Annotated in this window: 14 protein-coding genes; 5 read left to right on the top strand and 9 right to left on the bottom strand. The window is 31.8% G+C overall.

The window, feature by feature from the left end; all coding sequences use genetic code 11:
- Nucleotides 1–215 precede the first annotated feature (215 nt).
- The 6 genes from ACQVD9_RS01075 to ACQVD9_RS01100 all read right to left on the bottom strand — a co-directional run bounded on the left by ACQVD9_RS01075 (nt 216) and on the right by ACQVD9_RS01100 (nt 6,310).
- Entirely contained in the window at nt 216–2,741 is a 2,526-nt protein-coding gene (locus tag ACQVD9_RS01075; RefSeq protein ID WP_264747062.1) for an autotransporter family protein, read from the bottom strand.
- 192 nt (nt 2,742–2,933) lie between these two features.
- On the bottom strand, nt 2,934–3,224 hold the full coding sequence (locus ACQVD9_RS01080) for a hypothetical protein (RefSeq protein ID WP_264747063.1): 291 nt from the start codon (nt 3,222–3,224) through the stop codon (nt 2,934–2,936).
- A 399-nt stretch (nt 3,225–3,623) separates the two neighbouring features.
- A complete protein-coding gene (locus tag ACQVD9_RS01085) occupies nt 3,624–4,679 on the bottom strand; it encodes a ferritin-like domain-containing protein (RefSeq protein ID WP_264747064.1) in 1,056 nt (351 codons plus the stop codon).
- A gap of 294 nt (nt 4,680–4,973) precedes the next feature.
- The gene (locus ACQVD9_RS01090) at nt 4,974–5,225 is read right to left on the bottom strand and encodes a type II toxin-antitoxin system Phd/YefM family antitoxin (protein WP_264747065.1); all 252 of its coding nucleotides are present in this window, start codon (nt 5,223–5,225) and stop codon (nt 4,974–4,976) included.
- A 10-nt stretch (nt 5,226–5,235) separates the two neighbouring features.
- Nucleotides 5,236–5,991 carry a hypothetical protein gene (locus ACQVD9_RS01095; protein ID WP_264747066.1) on the bottom strand — a complete coding sequence of 252 codons (756 nt, stop codon included), beginning with the start codon at nt 5,989–5,991 and terminating at the stop codon, nt 5,236–5,238.
- Between the two features lie 115 nt (nt 5,992–6,106).
- Nucleotides 6,107–6,310: a DNA-binding protein gene (locus ACQVD9_RS01100; protein ID WP_264747067.1), complete on the bottom strand. Its 204-nt coding sequence runs from the start codon at nt 6,308–6,310 to the stop codon at nt 6,107–6,109.
- 152 nt (nt 6,311–6,462) lie between these two features.
- On the opposite strand from ACQVD9_RS01100, the gene ACQVD9_RS01105 reads away from it, so the two are divergent.
- Nucleotides 6,463–6,900 carry a helix-turn-helix domain-containing protein gene (locus ACQVD9_RS01105; RefSeq protein ID WP_264747068.1) on the top strand — a complete coding sequence of 146 codons (438 nt, stop codon included), beginning with the start codon at nt 6,463–6,465 and terminating at the stop codon, nt 6,898–6,900.
- Nucleotides 6,897–7,469: a hypothetical protein gene (locus ACQVD9_RS01110; protein ID WP_264747069.1), complete on the top strand. Its 573-nt coding sequence runs from the start codon at nt 6,897–6,899 to the stop codon at nt 7,467–7,469. The genes ACQVD9_RS01105 and ACQVD9_RS01110 overlap by 4 nt, the downstream gene beginning before the upstream one ends.
- 145 nt (nt 7,470–7,614) lie before the next feature.
- Here the strand turns inward: ACQVD9_RS01110 and ACQVD9_RS01115 are convergent, their stop codons facing one another.
- Nucleotides 7,615–8,910, bottom strand: a complete 1,296-nt coding sequence (locus ACQVD9_RS01115) for a DNA cytosine methyltransferase (protein ID WP_264747070.1) — start codon at nt 8,908–8,910, stop codon at nt 7,615–7,617.
- 98 nt (nt 8,911–9,008) lie between these two features.
- Here ACQVD9_RS01115 and ACQVD9_RS01120 point away from each other — a divergent pair, with 98 nt between their 5' ends.
- Entirely contained in the window at nt 9,009–10,673 is a 1,665-nt protein-coding gene (locus tag ACQVD9_RS01120; RefSeq protein ID WP_264747071.1) for an McrB family protein, read from the top strand.
- A gap of 2 nt (nt 10,674–10,675) precedes the next feature.
- Nucleotides 10,676–11,932 carry an LlaJI family restriction endonuclease gene (locus tag ACQVD9_RS01125; RefSeq protein WP_264747072.1) on the top strand — a complete coding sequence of 419 codons (1,257 nt, stop codon included), beginning with the start codon at nt 10,676–10,678 and terminating at the stop codon, nt 11,930–11,932.
- A gap of 34 nt (nt 11,933–11,966) precedes the next feature.
- Here the strand turns inward: ACQVD9_RS01125 and ACQVD9_RS01130 are convergent, their stop codons facing one another.
- Both ACQVD9_RS01130 and gyrB read right to left on the bottom strand, forming a co-directional pair.
- Nucleotides 11,967–12,905, bottom strand: a complete 939-nt coding sequence (locus tag ACQVD9_RS01130; protein WP_492089218.1) for a hypothetical protein — start codon at nt 12,903–12,905, stop codon at nt 11,967–11,969.
- 362 nt (nt 12,906–13,267) lie between these two features.
- Complete coding sequence (gene gyrB, locus ACQVD9_RS01135) at nt 13,268–15,682, bottom strand: DNA topoisomerase (ATP-hydrolyzing) subunit B (protein WP_264747074.1); 2,415 nt, start codon at nt 15,680–15,682, stop codon at nt 13,268–13,270.
- Between the two features lie 271 nt (nt 15,683–15,953).
- Between gyrB and ACQVD9_RS01140 the strand changes: the two genes are divergently transcribed.
- Complete coding sequence (locus ACQVD9_RS01140) at nt 15,954–17,213, top strand: putative DNA modification/repair radical SAM protein (RefSeq protein ID WP_264747075.1); 1,260 nt, start codon at nt 15,954–15,956, stop codon at nt 17,211–17,213.
- The last annotated feature ends 2 nt before the right edge of the window (nt 17,214–17,215 follow it).

Genomic DNA, 17,215 nt, shown 5'->3' on the forward strand with positions numbered 1-17,215 from the left:
ACTCATGCAGCCTAATAGAAATAGATAGCCATATTACTTAGCTATGCTGATTACAGAAAAAGTTAGACTAATTGTGTAGTTTTATTATTTATATTTTTTACAATTAGGAAAAGATTTAATAAAACATAATAAGATCTCTAAAAATCCCATTATGTTTTTTTAACAATACTTTGTATAAAAACTATTCCATACAAGCTCAGATAACTTATAAAACCTTACCAGTGATAGTTTACATTCAATTGGCCAGTATAACGTTCAAAGTTATTTGATCCCCACTCACCACCCATGTGAGCTGCAACACTCCAACTATCATTAATACTACCCTGTAAACCTATTTTAGTTTCTAAGCGACTTCTTGGTGTACCATCATGCTGTGAATCACCATTAAATTTGAGTTGGTTTTTTGCAGTACTATTAATATAGTTAACCTCAACAAAAGGCTCTACCGTTTTTTGGGTAACACCACGCGCACTCATCCTAATACCTGAACGAGAAGTTAAACCACTTGCTTTATTAGCTGTAACATACAAATTATTTTTATCCCTTAAGTTATCCGCATCATAAAGGTTATAAGTTAACTGCAACTGTGGTGTCATAATTACTTGATAGTCAGAAGTTGTACCTAAAGGAATACCATAACCAACTTCTACAGAATTACTCAATAAGTTACTACTATATCTTTTAGTAGCTACCTGCGATTCGCCTGAAACCTCATTACGATACCAAGCTAACTGGCTCCAAGTATCTATATATAACCCCAAGTCAGTGTCTTGGTTTTCAAACCAAGTACCATAAACACCTGCACTATAACCTTTTACTTTACCATCCACCTTAGTTCTTGTTAAACGTGACGTTGTGGTATTTTCAAAATCCCCATAACCAGCCATTACACCAAGGTGTAAATAACCATCATTAATATTTAATAGGGCTAAATCTCCACCCATCTGCATCATATAAGTACGGTTACGATTACTAAAATTACTATGCACACTGCGATAGCTACTATGGCTTACTTTAGCTCTTAACCAGAATAATCTTTTAGAAGCATCATTATCAAAATCATTAGCAGACACTAAACGATCATATAATGATTGCTGAAACATCTCTGTAGCGGCTGTTTGGTTAGCTAAGTAAGCACCAATAGCAGGGTTATAGATTACTTGTCCGCCAGAGCCACCTCCATATGGATTATAAAAGCTAGTTAAATACCAGTTTTCATTAGTTGTACCTTTATTTAATAGATACTCATATGCCCCAGAAGTTAATGGTTTACCTAAAGCAAAAGCATTACTTGATGAACTGCCTTGCACCTCAACAACCTTAATACCATCACCTGTTGTTAATTGTCCTAAGCTTGGGGCTGTAGGCGTTATAAATACCTTTGTTGCACCTGTGCCTGTTATCACATCACCATTAACGATTAATAGATCACTGGTTCCTTGGCCACCATTACTTGATCCATCATCTAGTAATGTATTTAAATAAAGACTTCCGCCATTAGAAACATAATTACCATTAATGGTTAATGTATCTCCTATTAGCGCATTATCGCCCAATGGGTTTTTATTGGTTAGGTTGATAGTGCCCGCATTATTAAATGTGGCCACATCAAAAACTGCATGGCTTGTAGTGCCATCTAAATTTCTATTACTGAACTTGATAATACCTGCATTATTAAAAATACCATTTGTTGTACCAATGGTATTAACAATTGTAGCTTTACTACCTGAGCTAAAGTTTTGTAAATCTAATGTACCGCCTTGGTTATTAAAAACAACATCGCTACCACTAATAGTAGAATAACCAACGATTGTTCCACCATTATCTACAATACTTTCACCGCCTGTAGTCTGGCTTAAAATAGCTAAATCATTATCTGAACTAATTTGACCATAATTAGAAATATGGGTTTTACCATCTGTAGTAGTCAGCTTAAGGCCAGCAGAATTAGTACCTGATGCTCCTTTAATTGATCCACCCGTAATATTAATAATATTATCGCCAGCACTTGCCGTACTATCTATAGCAATACTATTTTGTCCAAATACATTAATATTTCCACTATTTTCAATATAGTTAGTCTTGCCTATAACCAACAATCCTGAAGAGTTATCTCCACCTGTAATATTTATTAGACCTGCATTATTAACAATAGCAGTACCATTATTTGCGTCTACTCTAGCTCCAATATTAACTTTTGTACCTGAAACATTAATATTGCTATCTTCTGTAAGTGAAAGTACTGCGGTACCATTGAAAGCTTCAACTAAAACAGCTACTGTTTGATTGGTTAAATTAGTTAAATTAACTGTAGCTCCAGTAGTTATTTTAGCTGTCTTACCTTGACCATCGGTTCTGGTATAAATAGCTGATGAGCCATAATTAGAACTTACTGAACTAATAATACGGGTATCCTTATCCACCTCAATCTCTAAATCACCATAATTAGGGCTATAGCCTAAATTACCATTAACGCCACCAAAACTTATCCAGCTACGGTATCTTCCAACATTAACCCAATTTTGGCCCTCAATAGTAACCCCTTTGACTACCATTTTAGTGAGCGCACCATCCGATGCTTTAATTGATGCGTTAGTATCCCCACCCTCATAAGTAATAACCGTTCCATCTGGACTTAAACTTGAGGTAGGCGCTGCGGCGTATGATAATAATGGATAACTAATTAAACCAACAAACGAGATAGAAAAATTAACTAAACTCCAGTACTTCTTTGTAAACACGTAAAAACCCTTTACTACTAAAAATATTCCATACTTTAGTATATAAACTTTATAGTCTAATTGCACTAATCATTTATAATTAGAACTACTTAAATTTTCTAATTAGTTAGTATTATCAAAAGTTATTATTTTCTAAAATTACCATACAAACTTTGCATTTGGCTAGTTTATATCCACTAGCCCTTAAACAAATTACTTTCTTTCAAATTCCGTGATTGAGGGATTTAGTTCTTCAAATAAACTATAAACATCATTTAATAATAGTGAAGTAGCTATAGATAATGCTGAAGCACTTGTACTTGTTATGGTTTTAAGTTCGTGTAACTCTTCCAATAAATCAATAACGGCTTTTAACCTTGCAGTTGCACATTCATAGATAGCATCACGGGATGCATTAGCGTCGTAATATAAAACATTCTCACTATTGCCCTGAGAGCCATAGTTTAAAGGAAGAAAATGGGGAGAATTAGTTGGTTTGCTCATCGGTTTAGCTCCTGCTTACGTTAAGCCACCCCTCTTACCTCTTAGTAATAATGGGTGGCGGGACTGTGCACAGGTTGGCGGACCGAAACGAGAGAATCGGCACACTCCGTAGAGTGTCCCGTACACAGCCCGCCATAAAAATTAAGCGCGAGCCGTGCTACCCGCAACTAATAAGATTTAGTCACGGTCTCTCGTTAATGGGCCGCCAAGCCCATACTATAGATTTGCTATAGTTCTCTCATTGTAGAACTAGCTAATTGATGGAGCAAGTTTTTTGTTTTAGAGAATTGATTTCTGCAAAGCTTAAAATTTATTACTCAATAAAAAAGAGCATCCATTAATTTTTTGAAAAAGGGTATTTTTGACAGTAGCACTAACAAAAGTAAATTTTCATATATCTTACAGATGCTTGCTCGGTCTATTTGTATTGATATCTTCTAATAAAGTTATCGTATCAGTAATAATTTGTTGATATGTTTCTTCTTCATCCTTGATAGTTGAATCTAACCATGGTGCATAGTGGTGTTTAGTACGATTGGTGATTAGACCATTTTTTTGTAATGTTTTTGCCAATTGGTAAAACATTCTTCCTGAGTCTGTTTGCTCACCTAAGTGATATTGATTGGTTACTTTTGTTGCTTGTGCTTGGTCAAATCCCAACTCTTTATAAAATTGTATAATTTTTTCAGGTGCAAAGGCAGATTGCCAAAATTGATTAAAACAATACCATGCCCAATCTTCGGCCTCATCTCGATCACTTTTGTTAAGTGTATCTAGCTGCTGTAGCCAGTCAATACCAAATTTATGATGTGAGGCTTCATCAGACATAACGAGTCGGCAAAGTCTTTGTAATGCTGGGTCATTAGCTTTCCTTGCAAAATAAGAAAGGCTCGACATACCCAAGCCCTCTAAAATAACTTGAACACCAACTATTTGTAAGTGTACTCGTGGCGCATTGATTATTTTATTTAAAAGATTTTTATAGACTGATCTAATGGGTACTGGCACTTGAAAACGATGTTTTATATATTGATTGAAACCAGAAATATGCCTAGTCTCTTCTCTTGCTTGGTTAAGCGCATATTCAACAGCACTAAAATTAGCTAACATTTTTGACAAATTAACACATGCAAAAGTAGCCGCTTGCTCAGCATAGAGCATGCCCGTCACCATTTTTGCTACATAGGTATTAATATATAATAATTTTTGCTCAGTATTTAAAATATTACCCAAAGGCCCCATTAACTCAGGGAAGTCTGCCTCTTGCAAAAGCGTTTGCTTTTGAAAATCAAAACCATTAGAGAGATCTAAATAAGCACTATCTTTAGGATTCCAATATCTTTTATGGGTATTGCTTAGGTAGCTATCAAATGCATTAAGTGCATGACTAAAATGAGGATTCTCAATAATATCTGATGAATTAGCCTCTTGTTCTTTTTCAAAAAATATATTCACTTTTAGAACCTTAATGCATGATAAATATAGATGGTTATAACTATACTATAGATTTGTCGGTTATCATTGTAGAAATAACTACTGCTAAAAAGCAACAAAAGCAACAAAAGCAACAAAAGCAATTACAAATGTAAGTTCTCACAATTGCTGAAATATTCAGCACCTGTTTTATAATGGTTGTAGCAATTCTTGAGATTTTCTCACTTATCCGCCAATAAACAGATTTTGTTACCTGCTTTATGCAATCTCACATAACCTGAAATTGCTTGAAAAGGGTTATAAAACATAATTAATTTATTCAATTAAATTATGTTCTGTAACGTTACCTCTTTCTATCTCATTAATAGCTTCATTTAACTTTTTAGCATTTTCAGGGCTAGACATTAGGTATAGTGTTTCTTCATATCCTCTAAAATCATTTAAACCCATAATTACTACTGGTTTACCATTTGATCTATTAACTAATACTGGCTGATGAGTATCATTTACTCTATCTAAAATTTCTTCCATATTGGTTTGAAATGTTGGGTAACTCATTTTTTCCATTAGTCCCTCCTTATGGAAATAGACTATAGATTTCATTTTCACTATCAAAACATACACTTCTTACCAAAGCAACATTTTTTAACTGGGCTTTATAGTAGAGTTTTTGTCTAAGTTTTATTTGCCATTGATAATCAATAGGGAATATATTTTCACTTGCAAAATATTCTATTAAGGTTCTTGATCCTATTTTGAGTGCTTTAGATATTTTAGCTAAAAAAATATATCTTGTTTTAAATACATTCAGATCATCTTCTGTTATTAGTTTCCTATTATCTTTACCAATAAAATAATCAATTATCCCCATATTAATAAGCTGATATGTTAGCTCTTGGTTAATATTTAACAATTTAGCTAACTGCGGGATGGATATGTATTTATTATCATTGATGTTTTTCCTAATCCACTGTTTAAGATCACTATGGGAAATAGTTAATGATCTAAGGTTGCTCTCATGTTGCCTTTTTATTACTGTTATTCTTATTTCTTCATTCAATATAGCTTTTATAAGCTTTGCTAAAGGTTTTTCTATTCTATTTCCTATAACTCTCATAGCTTCAGCAATTGAGATAGTAGAAACTTCCAACTCTATAACTTTTTTAAAGAGTGCTGCTAAATAGTTCTGAATTATTTCTATAGGAAATTGCCATTGTTGGCTATAATTTTTTCTTGGTGGAATGGCGTTAGGAAAATGATCGCTTTCAATTAATTGATTCAATTGAGATTTAGTAATACCTAACCTCTGAACTGCTCTCTTAAAGCTAAACATACTCTTTATTTTACTGACTTGTAATCGAATAATTTGTGAGGTGAATATTTACCTTACATATATAACGGGGTCAGTTAATAGCTGTATCCCGTTTTTATCTTCTAAACTCTAAGTATTAATAATTCTTTATAATTACTCCTTCTTTGATTCCCAATAAAATAGCAATTTCATGTGATTTGCCTCTAGTGTTTTGGGAGCGGCCTGAAAGCACATTTTGTACTTGGTGATAAGAATAACCATATTTTTTTGCCCACTGCGCAATAGTTATGCCAGAGAATAAAAATTCTTTTTTCACATCTTCTACTGTTTTAGTAGCCATGATCATTACCAGAACGCCAATTACAAGTTAAAACTAATATTTAGATAATAAATAAAAGAAATAACATTGTAAATAAATAAGTATATATTTGTATGAATATATATAAGTAAGTATAATTATTAAATAAACTTTATTAATGGATGGAATAACTATTGTATTGTCAAATCCTCGCAGAAACCTTTGGTAATCGCTTAAAAGAAGAAAGAGTAAGACTAGATCTAACCCAAGAAGAACTTGCAGAAAAAACTGGAATACGTGCTATAACTATTATTCAGTACGAAAAAGGGAAATCTTCTCCCCCTATAAAGTTTATTTATAGTTTGCAGGATCTAGGCTTTGATATAGCTTATTTATTAACTTCAACTACTAATATTCCTAATCCAAGTGACTTTCCACCTGAATTATTTAAAGAAATAGGATCTGCCATTGACCAATTTGAGCTACATATGGAAGCTAATTTAACTAATGAGGAAAAAGCTAAATTAATCTTAATTATGCTAAAACAATATATGAACAATATTAATCAAGGCAAACCTTCTAATACCATACAAATGAAAGATATTTTATCCAATCTATTAAGATTAGCATGAAAGATAGCAGAGATGACTTAATTGGGAAGTTTGAAAAAATTGGATTAAATAATCCAAATATAAAGTTTACTAATCAGGTGCAAAGAGCTTTTCCTTTAACGTTTTCAAAACAATTTGATAAATCTATTCTTAACCAAATTAGTTGCTTATTTTATATTTTATTTAGAATATATAATTTGTGGATTAATTCTTTTATTTATAAGAAAGTCCTAAATAAACAAATAACGAGTAAAACAAAACTTTGGTATTCTGCTTTATCAGAAGCTAGAAACTATGGTGCTATTATATTAAATCCAGATGATAGAAAATGGATAGATCTTATTACTATTAGATTTGGTTTAACCAATTCTCAAAAATTTCTTTTAGTTTGGTCTCGTTGTATTAACTACAAAAAAAGGGCATTTGGTACTAACTTTCAGGATAATTTCTTCGATAAGTTTTTTATGCTTTATTTAGCTCTATCAAATTGGATAGCTTTATTACTACAAAGCTTTCTTGTTTTATCAGATACTTATTTTTTATCTATTAAATTTCTCTTCGTTTTATTATTTATATATATTTTCAAATAGTTATAAAATTTTCTTTACTATTAAAAATTAGTACATGGGATAGTAATAGTCTTTATAAACAAATTTCAGAAAACAATATCTAAATAATAGTCATCTAATAATGTTTAAGGCAAATTAGATGCCTTTCTATCTTCATAGAAACTAATTATATGTTCTTCAATAATTTTTCAATAAGTGTATTTGACTGACCTTTAACCTCTAATTCATCTATAGTTTTAAGCATTCTGTTAGCAATTTCATTAATAACAGTAACACACACAGAATTACCAAACTGTTTGTATATTTGTCCTCTTGAAACTGCATCAACTATATATTCCTCTGGAAAACCTTGAAGCCTTGCACATTCACGAGGAGTAAGTTTTCTTGGATTTAAGTTATATTTTGACTGGTCAATTAATATTTCTGAACCATCTTTATAATAACGTGCGCTTAATGTATTAGTATAAGGAGCATTTTCATCATAAAGAGAATAACCAAAACCATTTCCTTTTGTTTTGTGCTCTACCTTTCGGCGCTTATGACCATCCCATAACTTATCAGATATAGTGTAATAATCTCCTGCTTTTTTTATTTCTTCATATGACTCTAAAATATTACCTAGTTTTGTTGATATTTTTGGTGCCTGTGGCCATTGAAACAACTTTTCAAACTTTTGGTTACCATAGTAATTTTTATCAAAACCTATTATGTAAATTCTTTCTCTATTTTGAGGTATACCAAAATCCGCTGCACGTAATACTTTTACATCTACCCAATAATTAAGTTTTTCTGACAAGGCTGCTCTTGTTTCTTCATTAAGAGGAATTTCATTAGATATTTCTTGTTCAAAATCACCTCGTAAGATATCAAGAATAGTTTTTAAGGTTCTACCTTTATCATGTCCTTGCAGCTGTTTAACGTTTTCTAGTAAAAATGCTTTAGGTTTTTTTTCTACAAGAATACGTTGTATTTCAAAAAACATTGTACCTCGAGTATCATTAAATCCTTGTCTTAAACCTGCTTGAGAAAATGCTTGGCATGGAAAACCCGCAAGAAGAATATCATGATCAGGTATATTTTTAGCATCTATTTTTGTTATATCTCCTGCTGGTAATTCTCCAAAATTTGCTGCATAGGTTTTTTGAGCAAACTTATCCCATTCTGAACTAAAAACACATTGCCCTCCATTTTGTTGAAATCCTAAACGAATTCCTCCAATACCTGCAAATAAATCTATAAAAGTAAATTTAGCGTTTTCATTATCTCGTTGTTTGAATGGAGCAGTATCAATTAACTCTACTATTTCTTTCCATTTAGCATTAGATGGTTTATGTTCTCCAGACTCCCAACCTCGCACTGTCCGCTCACCATTTTCCTTTAAATCTAACAATAAAGCGAATTCTGTATAGGTTAATCCCATATTTTCACGTTTATTTTTGATATAAGAAGCTTTATCTTGCATAATAGAATGATCCAAAAGAATATCAACTTATCCGGATTTTTACCCGGCCATACTATCATAAACTTAATGATGGTACAAACTAAATACAGAGGACAAAGATGACTTCTGAAATACAATTACTTAAGTTACAAGACTTAAATAAACTTATAAAACAATGTAGGGAACATTATCAAAATCTAGCATATAAGGCAGATGTACGTTTTAGCCATCATTTTGCGCAGTTGATAACAGAATCATTAAATAAAGATATTAAGGATACTGTTATACCTCATGCATTTTCTATAGAACTAATTAATGATAAAAAGTTACTAGCATTTATTTCCTCATCTTGTTTTTGGATAGCAGAAAGCTTTTGGCCATTAAATTCTGCTCTTGATGATTATAAGAAAGTACTGGACTATGTTAAGAAAATTTATACAAAAGAATACACTAATAAAAACCTCGATACATTATTAAGAAAACTTCCTTTAGAAAAAGAAGACTCATTAGAAATCACTAATGATGAAAAAGATAAATGGAATACAGCTATCGATATAGCAATTGCTGATAGTGAGAATAATGCTTTTTTTAAACGTTTTTGCTTTGATAAAACTTGGATATTTTTAGAAGAAGACTCCGAAGAAGGAAAAAAAGCAGAAGGAAAAAAACTCAATCGAGGAGACTTTAACCAATCATGTGTTATGTTGGCTACGAAAATGGTAATTGCTAGTTCTTCAAAACTTTTTAATATCATTAAATGTTTCTCGAATTCTTTAGAAATTAGAGAAGCTTTTGCAGAGCTATCGAACGAAGAAGAAGATTTTAGAGAGGTATCCTTACCAGTAAAAACTATTCGTCAAAATAATCAAAAAGGAATAAATAAAATCTTTTATGGCGCTCCAGGTACAGGAAAAAGCCATACAATTGATCAATTAATAGATACTAACCATTCAATAAAAACTGTATTTCACCCAGAAACTCAATATAGCGATTTTGTTGGATGCCTTAAGCCTTCTATGCAAAATAATGAAATTTGCTACAGTTTCATTCCTGGTCCATTTACAGAAGTAATTATAAAAGCTTTAAAAAATCCTGAAGAACACTATTACTTGGTAATTGAAGAGTTAAATAGAGCTCCTGCTGCTGCTGTATTTGGCGATATCTTTCAGCTATTGGATAGAGATGAAAAGGGTCAAAGTCTATATAATATTAATATTACTGATGAGAGCTGGTTAAAATATTTAACAGATAACCTAAAGACACAACTAAAAAATAATAGACTATTTATACCCTCTAATTTATCAATATTTGCCACTATGAATAGTAGTGATCAAGCTGTAATGCCTTTAGATACAGCTTTTAAACGTAGATGGTATTTTGAATATAAAAAACTTGATTTCAATAACTGTGCATTAGGAGATATTCCAATAACTATTGACGAAAAGAATCAAAAAATCAGATGGTCTATATTCGCACAAACAATAAATTTAATTCTATCAAAAAATTCTATTCCCGAAGATCGACTACTAGGTCCTTGGTTTGTAAGTAATGAAGAAATTTTAGATATAGAGCATGCTAAAAATACATTATCAGGAAAAGTGTTTATGTATTTATGGGATGATGTACTACGCCATGGAAATCGTCATTTGATATTTGATGATAAAATTACAACTTATGGTAATCTTATTGATAAATTCGAAAAAGATGAAAATATATTCTCTACTAGCTTTATTGAGGAATTAAATAATTTAACAAATAAAGAAAGCATAACAATAGAGCAATAGTTATGACTCCCTATTTTTATAATGACAGTATGCATTCTAATAAGCTACCTAAATCTCTATTAGAAAGAATGCAATCTCTTGATTTAATTAGAGGAAAAAAAAGTGATAAAACGGTATGCTTTTGTGGCATTATTATTATAAAAAAAGAAATTCACCTTTTTCTACCCCGTTCAATTTCTCTTGATAACAAAGACCTTAAAGCCAAGAAAAAACTAGCTGCTAATTTTATTCAATCCATTGAGAAATATGGAAAACAATCAAAAACAAAAGTTGATCTACAAGATGATGGTGAAGGAAGAATAGGCCTAATACAACTAAGCCTGATTAAAACACTACTAAAAGATTATCAAGATTATGGTTTATATGTTCAAAGACAAGAATCTCAAGTGACTAATGCTGGTAAGACAAATTGGGCTAAGACTATCAAAAAAATACCAATTTCTCTAAATAAAAAAAAACAAGTTGTTTACTTAAAACTATATGGAAATAAATACCAATTTTTAACGGGTAATATTGTCTCACAAATACATGCTGATATTATTAGAGAACTAAACAAAAAATATTCATGGTTATTTTTCAATAAAAATGAATTTAATACAAACGGATTAAATAATATTAGTTCTCTAAATAAAAACACTGATCATAAACTTTCTATCCTTAATAGCGAGTTATCAAACAGTTATTCTGAGCGTGATATTAATCTTATTAAAAATATGATTAATTATTTAAAAAATATATCTGGTGATGACACAAGTGAACTTATTGCTGGAGTAACAAAATTTCATCATGCTTGGGAACATATGTTGAAAAAGATACTTGCAAATACAATAGATATTAACTCTAAACTTCCAATACCAATATTTACTAAACAAAATGATGAAATTATAAAAATAAGCCAAAAGGGAATGAAAACAGATATAGTTATAGAAGATAAAAAAGAACAAATTATCACTGTTGTAGATGCAAAATATTATGAAGCACAAAATGTTAACACAATGCCTAGTTGGCCAGATATCGTAAAACAATTCTTTTACATAAAAGCACTAAAAACTATTTACCCATCAGATTATCAATTTAAAAATATTTTTATCTTCCCTGGAGAAAATAAAATATTTAAACAAATAAACATGGGGTTAAAAGATCAAGAGTACATTCTATTAGATGAAGATTTCCCTCCTATTATATGTAAATATATTTGTCCAATTATTGTAATTGACTATTTTGTAAAAAATAAAACTGTTGACCTTATAGATCTATAACAGCCTCTTAACTAAAAGATATAAATAATCTCCATTATTTATTGTTTTTCTCTAATTCTTTATATTTATCTAAAAACTCTTTATGATATTCTTTTGAATGTTCTAATAATTCATTATATGTTTTTACATAAACTTGACCTGTTTTAGCATATGTATTTTTTTTAGCTGAAGTCATCATATCTGTTTTAATTTCTCCTCCAACTAAATAACATACGATATTACATGGGTTTTCTGATGAGTTATATTTTCCCTCTAAGAAAACTTGATAGTGATATGCTTGTTCAATCGCTTTTACATCAATTTTATATTTACTTCGTTTAATTTCAACAATATAGATTATATTTCCAAGAGGATTCGAGCAAAGAAAATCTATTCTTCTATCTTTTTCTTCTAAAGAATCATCAGGGAATTCCGTTTTTAATATTTCAGAAAATCTAACTTCATCTTTAAACTCAATAATTCTAGGATCAATTAGCCATGGAAATTTAACTAAAAAATTATGTAAAGTAGGAACTTCTTTAGTATCATCATCTAAAAGTTCTTGAAATTTTTGTATTACCTCAATTCTAGTTGTGGCTAATGCAGAATATTGTTTGGCTTCTACCATTTTCCAATCATCTAATAACCTTAATAATTGAACCCTGCTGCTGTCTGTCATATCTAATTGAACGATTTCATGTGCATAGTCTTTAAAATCTTCATTATCAAATTTATCAATTACACTTTTTGTTAGCTTTTTTGCTAAGCTGTAATCAATATTTGCATCAGTTAAAATTGGAGTTAAAATATCTTCTCCTAGTTTTTTTTCATGACTTTTCAACCCGCCTAAAAAATTTTCTACGTCTAATCCATCTTTTTTCATTTCATTCGATTTTTCTTCTCTACGTTTTTTTCTCCATTCACTACCTACTTTTTTAATAACTTCTTGTAGATATTCCCTTAACTTGTAGGTTCTTATCAAAGTTGAAACCATAAACTATAATAATTCAACAAGTTAAAAATTAATTATCATGTAAATGAAACAACTAATTTTTTTAAATTGAAACCAAATTACTTATTATCACTTAATATGATACTGATTATTACTACAATTAATTAAAAAACTTGACGAGTTATAAAGGAAAGATAGATACTAACAATTGTCTAGATTGTAGGATAATAAACTATCTTACATATATAACGGGGTCAGTTAATAACTGTATCCCGTTTTTATTTTCTACCATTATTATTCAATCGTTTTCTAACTAATACTTCTTGTTGTTTCATTTTAATGAGAAATCGTTTCACGCTTATGAGAAACGGTTTCAATTCATATGAGAACCGACACACAACTAATTAAACATCCAAATTAGATACAGCCAATGCATTACTTTCAATAAACTCTCTTCTAGGCTCTACTTGATCGCCCATTAGAGTATTGAAAATTTGGTCTGCTGCTACGGCATCTTCAATGGTTACTTGTAGCATACGACGAGTATTAGGATCCATGGTTGTTTCCCAAAGTTGTTCTGGGTTCATTTCACCTAGTCCTTTATAACGTTGGATATCGTAACGTTTGCCACCTTCTGTTTTTAGCCATTCCATTGCTTCTTTAAAGGTTGTTACTGCTTTAGTGCGTTCACCACGTTTAACATAGGCACCCTCTTCTAGTAAGCTATTTAAATGCTCACCTAAGGTTACCATTGATTTGTAGTCGTTACTTGCAAAGAAGTCACGGTTAAATAGGGTGTAATGGATACGACCATGAGAAATTGTTTCTACAACAGGTAACCATGCAGTTTTTTCTTCATCGTAGCGTAGTTTTACAATGTATTCTAATCCTGATTGTTGATCTGCTGTTAAACGAGCCTTTAGGCTATCAACAAAGGTTTGCATTTTTTGTTGGTCTTTTAAGTCTTCTGGCATCACTCTAGGCATATACATAAAGTGTTCGGTTAGTTCTTTTGGATAGATACGTGATAAACGATTTAATGTTTTCATTATCTGACGATAATCATTAATTAGTTTTTCTAGTTGTGCGCCTGCTAGTGCTGGAGCACTTTCATTAACATGTAGGCTAGCATTTTCTAATGCTAGTTGAATTACATATTCTTCTAGAGCTTCGTCGTCTTTAATATATTGCTCTTGTTTGCCCTTTTTAACTTTATATAAAGGTGGTTGAGCAATATAGATATAGCCACGCTCTAATAGCTCTGGCATTTGTCTAAAGAAAAAGGTAAGTAATAAGGTGCGAATATGTGAACCGTCCACGTCAGCATCGGTCATGATGATGATATTGTGGTAACGTAGTTTTTCAATATTGTATTCTTCACGACCAATACCACAACCTAGTGCCGTAATTAGGGTACCTACTTCTTGTGAAGATAGCATTTTATCGAAACGTGCTTTTTCTACGTTTAGAATTTTACCTTTTAATGGCAGAATTGCTTGTGTTTTACGATCACGCCCTTGTTTGGCAGAGCCACCTGCCGAGTCCCCTTCCACTATGTATAGTTCTGAAAGTGCTGGGTCTTTTTCTTGGCAATCTGCTAGTTTACCTGGTAAACCTGCAATATCTAACGCACCTTTACGACGAGTCATTTCACGGGCTTTACGCGCTGCTTCACGAGCACGTGCTGCATCGATCATTTTACCTACAACAGATTTTGCATCATTAGGGTTTTCTAATAAGAAATCAGCAAAGTATTTGCCCATTTCTTGTTCTACTGCTGTTTTAACTTCTGATGAAACTAATTTATCTTTAGTTTGTGAGCTGAATTTAGGGTCTGGTACTTTTACTGAGATAATAGCAGTTAAACCTTCCCTTGCATCATCGCCTGTAGTGCTAATTTTGAATTTTTTAGCTAAACCTTCTTGTTCTATATAGTTGTTAAGGTTACGGGTTAGTGCTGAACGGAAACCTGCTAAATGGGTACCACCATCACGTTGTGGTATGTTATTGGTAAAACAAAGGATATTTTCATTAAAACCATCATTCCATTGTAAAGCTACTTCTACGCTGATACCGTCATCACGTTGGGTAGTAAAATGGAATACATTGTTAACGGTTGTTTTATTGGTATTAAGGTAGTCTACGAATGCACAAAGACCACCTTCAAATCTAAAGAGTTCTTCTTTGTCAGTACGTTCATCTTTTAAGTAGATACCTACACCGGAGTTCAGGAAAGATAGTTCACGTAGACGTTTAGCTAAAATATCCCAAATAAATTGGATATTGGAGAAAGTTTCTGCAGATGGTTTAAAATGAACTTGAGTACCTGATTTATCTGTTGTTCCTATTTCATGCAATGGACCTTGTGGAACACCATGAGAGTAAGTTTGTTCCCACACTTTGCCCGCACGATTAATAGTTAGGATTAATTCTTCTGATAAGGCGTTTACAACGGATACACCCACACCATGGAGACCACCTGATACTTTATAGCTGTTATCGTCAAACTTACCACCTGCGTGGAGTACTGTCATAATAACTTCAGCAGCAGATACGCCTTCTTCATGCATATCGGTAGGAATACCACGACCATTGTCAGATACGGTGATTGATTCGTCTGCATGGATAGTGACATGGATATCGTCACAATAACCTGCTAAAGCTTCGTCAATTGCATTATCTACTACTTCAAACACCATATGATGTAGCCCTGTGCCGTCATCGGTATCACCAATGTACATACCAGGACGTTTACGTACAGCATCTAATCCTTTTAGAACTTTAATACTGGACGAATCATATTCGCGTTTATCAGTCATGAAATTACTCCTAACAGGGGCATTTATACCCTTAAATGTTTCACGTGAAACCTGTTAATAAACAAGCATAAGCAACAATATAAGGGTAGTATATATAGGTCTTTAAAATTAATAGATTATTATAGCATTTTTTATACTTTAAAGCACCTAACTAAGCTGTTAGTAGCTATTTCAAAATCTATTGATTTAGACCTTGTAGGGGTATTTTTACAAGAGTAATCTATACCCTAATAGAAAGTTTATTTAGTTTATTACTCTCCCTTAATAGCAAATGAAAGATACCATTGTTAAAAAACTTGAGATATTAGCTGAATCAGCTAAATATGATGTATCTTGTTCCTCTAGTGGTATAACAAGAGGCCGCAAGGATGGAGCTATTGGTAATACTTCTGGTTGGGGAATTTGTCATACTTATACCGAAGATGGTCGTTGTGTTTCTTTGCTTAAAATTTTATTCACTAATGTTTGTATTTACGATTGTGCCTATTGTATTAATCGTAGAAGCAATGATATTGAAAGAGCCTCTTTTACTGTTAAAGAATTAGCTGAGTTAACTATAGAATTTTACCGAAGAAATTATATTGAAGGGCTTTTCTTAAGTTCGGGTATCGTAAAAAGTGCTGACTATACAATGGAGCGAATGGTACGTGTCATAAAAGAACTACGTACTGTTTATCACTATAATGGTTATATCCATATGAAGAGTATTCCTGGTGCTAGTCAGGAATTAGTATATGAAGCAGGTCTATACGCTGATCGTTTAAGCGTAAATATAGAAATACCTTCAGAACATAGCCTTAAATTATTAGCACCTGAAAAAGACCACCAGAGCGTTTATAAACCTATGCATTATATTCAGCAAGGTATGATTCAATATAAAGAGGAAAGAAAAAAGTTTCGAAAAGCTCCTCGCTTTGTTCCAGCGGGACAAAGTACTCAAATGATTATTGGGGCTTCTAATGAATCCGATAGGGATATATTAAAGTTGTCTTCCTTACTCTATCAACGACAAAGCATGAAGCGTGTTTATTATTCTGGTTTTATTCCTGTTAATAGCTATGATAACCGTTTGCCTGTTTTAAAAGCGGCTCCTTTAGTACGTGAAAATAGACTTTATCAAGCTGATTGGTTAATGCGCTTTTATCAGTTTAAAGCAGAAGAAATAGTAGATGGTAATACAGCTAATTTAGACTTAGATATGGACCCTAAGTTAGCTTGGGCATTACGACATCCTGAATTTTTTCCTATTGATATTAATAAAGCTGATTATGCTGAAATATTAAGAGTACCTGGTATAGGTATTAAATCAGCTAAATTGATTGTTACTGCAAGAAAGCATAGTAAATTAGATTTTGAGCAATTACGTAAAATAGGTGTAGTTTTAAAACGTGCTCAGTACTTTATTTATTGTTTAGGTTCACCGTTGTCTACAAATTATTCAATTAATCCTATAACTATTCGACAAATGCTTATTAATAGTCAAAAAATTACAGCTCAAACTGAACAGCAACAACTTTCTTTTATTCTATAACC

It is taken from the genome of Entomomonas sp. E7T21 (genome assembly GCF_058693955.1).

Excerpts from the sequence above, each read along its gene's own strand:
- ACQVD9_RS01120 (WP_264747071.1), top strand. The coding sequence starts at position 9,009 with ATGACTTCTGAAATACAATTACTTAAGTTACAAGACTTAAATAAACTT.
- ACQVD9_RS01130 (WP_492089218.1), bottom strand. The coding sequence starts at position 12,905 with ATGGTTTCAACTTTGATAAGAACCTACAAGTTAAGGGAATATCTACAA.
- ACQVD9_RS01095 (WP_264747066.1), bottom strand. The coding sequence starts at position 5,991 with ATGTTTAGCTTTAAGAGAGCAGTTCAGAGGTTAGGTATTACTAAATCT.
- ACQVD9_RS01115 (WP_264747070.1), bottom strand. The coding sequence starts at position 8,910 with ATGCAAGATAAAGCTTCTTATATCAAAAATAAACGTGAAAATATGGGA.
- ACQVD9_RS01100 (WP_264747067.1), bottom strand. The coding sequence starts at position 6,310 with ATGGCTACTAAAACAGTAGAAGATGTGAAAAAAGAATTTTTATTCTCT.
- ACQVD9_RS01140 (WP_264747075.1), top strand. The coding sequence starts at position 15,954 with ATGAAAGATACCATTGTTAAAAAACTTGAGATATTAGCTGAATCAGCT.
- ACQVD9_RS01080 (WP_264747063.1), bottom strand. The coding sequence starts at position 3,224 with ATGAGCAAACCAACTAATTCTCCCCATTTTCTTCCTTTAAACTATGGC.
- ACQVD9_RS01110 (WP_264747069.1), top strand. The coding sequence starts at position 6,897 with ATGAAAGATAGCAGAGATGACTTAATTGGGAAGTTTGAAAAAATTGGA.
- ACQVD9_RS01090 (WP_264747065.1), bottom strand. The coding sequence starts at position 5,225 with ATGGAAAAAATGAGTTACCCAACATTTCAAACCAATATGGAAGAAATT.
- gyrB (WP_264747074.1), bottom strand. The coding sequence starts at position 15,682 with ATGACTGATAAACGCGAATATGATTCGTCCAGTATTAAAGTTCTAAAA.
- ACQVD9_RS01125 (WP_264747072.1), top strand. The coding sequence starts at position 10,676 with ATGACTCCCTATTTTTATAATGACAGTATGCATTCTAATAAGCTACCT.